The sequence below is a fragment of the Endozoicomonas sp. Z74 genome, from assembly GCF_057680865.1.
The window spans coordinates 1-1,262 of the sequence record NZ_JBLYZI010000241.1; the positions used below are offsets into that span (position 1 = coordinate 1).

General features: G+C 42.5%; 1 protein-coding gene. It reads left to right on the forward strand.

The window, feature by feature from the left end; translation table 11 throughout:
- Nucleotides 1-159 precede the first annotated feature (159 nt).
- A complete protein-coding gene (locus ACNRUY_RS26510) occupies nucleotides 160-1,140 on the forward strand; it encodes a hypothetical protein (RefSeq protein ID WP_488114665.1) in 981 nt (326 codons plus the stop codon).
- Nucleotides 1,141-1,262 lie beyond the last annotated feature (122 nt).

A 1,262-nucleotide genomic window follows, 5' to 3' on the forward strand; every position in this document is an offset into this window, starting at 1 on the left:
GTCCGGGATCAGAGGCCTTGCCTGGTAACATGTCTTTGATCCGATCCCATTGATCATCTTTGAGTACTGTGCGAGCCATAGCAAACCAAATTCACATACTTTAGCTCACTATCAGCTGCCTTTCCGGTCTGGTTTCCAGCAATATGATTGAACGGTTAGATGATAACTCCGCCTAGCCATGAGTCGTCAGCCTACGAACTATCTTCTCATATCCCCTCTCATAACAAAGAAGAAAGTATCGGCGAAGAGCAGGGGAACTCCGGAGATGAACCCCCAGAAAAACCAACCGATTACCAACAACTAAAAACAGACTCAGGGATAAAACCCCACCTATCAAGAAAACGAAAACAGGCATCTTCGGATAAAGAGGAACAGCCCGAAAAGAAAACAAGAAAGCTCAATCAACATGAATACTTTAAAATTGTTGAAGCCTTATTTTACCCATGGCACCTTAATGAAAGACTTGTAGAAAAAAAAGTAACTCTTACACCCAACGATATAAATCAGGCGCTTACTCTATTGCGACAACAAATGGCAACCTATGGAATTCCGTTATTTTATATCGGGGCAAGAACGCCCTCCGCAAATCAACGTTCACCCTGGCTGAACGAACTCTTAGTGCTGGTTACACAAATACTTCACAAGAGCAAAAAAGAAGAAATGATTTACAACAGCTTCCAGGCAATGCTCAGCAGCCACGATAAATACCTGCCTATTCTGGTTCGAACCACATTACGAACCCTCTTCCTTAACGAAGACAGTCAATTCACAGACTTTGAGCGAAACCTGGCAGAATTCTGGCTGGATTATGAAATCATCAGTCGAGGCACCTATTACCCCTGGAGGGATTGGGTGTTATCCGATATCGACTTGTCTTTAGTGCCTGCCAACGGAATCCGGTTTTTGAGAAATAAAAGTATGGGGCACTGGAACGGTTTCACACAAAATGCCAAAAAAAGATGGAAGCAGACGGTTGCAAATAAACACCATATCTCAGAAACGGATCTAATTAAAACCGAGTGGAATGAACGTTTTTTTCAATCTGGAATACTTTGGAATTTTATTAAGCGTATTGAAAACACCGCCAATAAATACAGACCTGCAGCCGCTACAGTAAAAGATGTTTTCGCTGATGTGTAGTAGTTCAGACCTGATCTGACAGTCACCGATTTTTCAGAGGGTGTCTGTCAGGTCAAATTCAGGCTACAAATTTTTCCTTCCAGATCTCTTTGCCATCTATCAGAGTTTCCATTGGCGTTCTT